The organism is Brevundimonas sp. AAP58, from assembly GCF_001295975.1.
Taxonomy (GTDB): Bacteria; Pseudomonadota; Alphaproteobacteria; order Caulobacterales; family Caulobacteraceae; genus Brevundimonas.
In genome coordinates, this window is sequence record NZ_LJHU01000119.1 from 1 (window position 1) to 2,128 (window position 2,128).

At 73.9% G+C, this 2,128-nt stretch carries 2 protein-coding genes and 1 pseudogene; all 3 read left to right on the top strand.

Annotated elements, in window-relative coordinates; all coding sequences use genetic code 11:
* Positions 1–51 precede the first annotated feature (51 nt).
* Positions 52–804, top strand: a complete 753-nt coding sequence (locus IP78_RS13870) for an ABC transporter permease (protein WP_054112257.1) — start codon at positions 52–54, stop codon at positions 802–804.
* Between the two features lie 82 nt (positions 805–886).
* Positions 887–1,816: a hypothetical protein gene (locus IP78_RS13875; RefSeq protein WP_156320435.1), complete on the top strand. Its 930-nt coding sequence runs from the start codon at positions 887–889 to the stop codon at positions 1,814–1,816.
* Positions 1,813–2,128: pseudogene (locus tag IP78_RS13880) on the top strand (hypothetical protein); the annotation flags it as partial. The gene IP78_RS13875 and the pseudogene IP78_RS13880, both read left to right, overlap by 4 nt.

Consider the following 2,128-nt stretch of genomic DNA (forward strand, 5'->3'; position numbering starts at 1 on the left):
AAGCCGTGCCTCCACCCCCTCCCAACCCTCCCCCCTCCAGGGGGAGGGCTCATGATGCGCGTCCTGCCCGGCCTCCTTCTGACGGCCCTGCTGCTGGCGATCTGGGAGGTCGCGTGCCGGGCGCTCTCCGTCCCCGTCTACTTCCTGCCGCCGCCCAGTGCGGTCGCCATTGCCCTTGTCGAGAACGCCCCGGTGCTGGCCGGTTCGGCGCTCCAGACCTTCTGGATGGCGTTTCAGGCCTTGATGGTCGCCACGGTCCTGGGCGGAGGCCTCGCCATCGCGGTCTCCCTCAGCCGTCCGGTCGAACAGGCGGTCGCCCCCCTCGCCATTGCGCTCCAGGTCACCCCGGTCGTGGCCATCGCGCCTCTGGTGCTCATCTGGGCGGGGCTGGACCACGCCGACCGGGCGGTGATCGCGCTCGCCGCCGCCGTCGCCTTCTTCCCCATCTTCTCGGGCGTGCTGACGGGCCTGAAGTCCGCCGATCCGGACCTGGAACGCCTGTTCGACCTGCACGGGGCGAGCCGGCTCCAGCGCCTGACCCGCCTGCGCCTGCCCTCCGCCCTGCCCTTCGCGCTGGAAGGCGTCCGCGTCGCTGCCGGACTGTCGGTGGTGGGGGCCGTGGTGGCCGAGTTCGTGTCCGGCTCGGGGGCCACGCAAGGCCTGGCCTGGCGCCTGCTGGAGGCGGGCAATCGGCTGCGCACCGCCGAGCTCCTGGCGGCGCTCGTCTGCCTCGCGGCTCTGGGTCTGATGCTCAACGCCGCCACGACCGCGATCCAGCGCCGCGTCCTGGCCTCGCGGGCCTGAGACCCCTTAACCCGCGTTAGTCCGGGGTTAAGCCGCGGATGGCTAGGCTCTGGGCCTGTCCGTCATGGACCGGAGCTCCGCCTTGGCCCAGCCGCCGATCACCTGTGCTCGCCCTACCGCCCAGACCGCAGGCCTCGGGCTTGCGACCGCCCTGGCCTGTCTCTCGCTCGGCGGCGTCGCCGAGGCGCAGACGCAAGCCCCGCCGACCGGATCGCGCTACCTGTCCTGGGCCAACCGGACGACATCGACAACCCCGCCGCGCATGGCCGCCAATGCCGCGCGCGCCGACATCCTGCCGCGTCGCGTCGCCCCGTCCCAGGGCCTCGCCCGGCCGCAGATGCAGCCATTCAACCCGCCGATCCCGATCACCGAAGGCGGCCTGACCCCGGCCAGCGCCTGGATCGGCCCGCGCGTCGCCCCGTCCTTCGCGCCCGGCAACCCCGACCCCCTGGCCTATGCCACCACCGAGCTGGCGGCCGCCCCACCGCCGCCGCCGGTCATGACCACACCCGCCCGCACAGCGCCCGTCGCCCCGCCACCGCCCCGGGTCGAAGCTCCCGTTCCAGCCCCGGTCGCTCAGCCCGTCTACACCGCATCGGCCTCCGCCCCGGCGGCGGCGCCCACGACGGCCAGCGCTGCAGATCCGATGGCGCCTCGTCCGGACGCCCCCATCTTCCGCCTGCGCTCCCAGGGTGCCGCGCCGGCCCCGACACAGACCGCGCAGCCTCAGTCCGCACCCGCTGAACAGGCCCCGGCCCAGCCTGCCCCCGTCCAGCAGGCCCCGATCCAGCAGGCCCCGGCGCAGACCAGCGCCACGGGCCAGGCTCCGGCCCGGTACTACTCCGTCCACCGCGCGGCCGGGCGACAGCCGGATCCCACGGTCATGCCCGATCCGGTCTTCTTCGACAGCGTGGCGATGGATCTCGCCGCGCCCCCCGAGATGGAGCCGCCGCGCCGCGACGCCCAGGGCCGCCTCATCCCCGTCGCCAACGCCGATCCGAGCCTGCCATGAGCGACGTTGCCGACATGCAACCCGTCGAGACCGGCTCGCGCCTGCCCGACCTGATCCTGCTGGCCCAGGAACCGTCGTCCGAGAAGCGGCGCGCCCTGCTGCGCGAACTGACCGACCACTTCTTCGGCTCGACCCAGCGCACGGCGGCCGAAGACGCGCTTTACGACTCGGTCCTGTCCGACCTGACCGCCGAGATGGAAACGGCCGTGCGTGCCGAGCTGTCGGCCCGTTTCGCCCTGTCGCCCGACGCGCCGCGCGGCCTGATCCGGCGGCTGGCCAATGACGAGGCGGCCGTCGCCGCCGCCGTGTTGC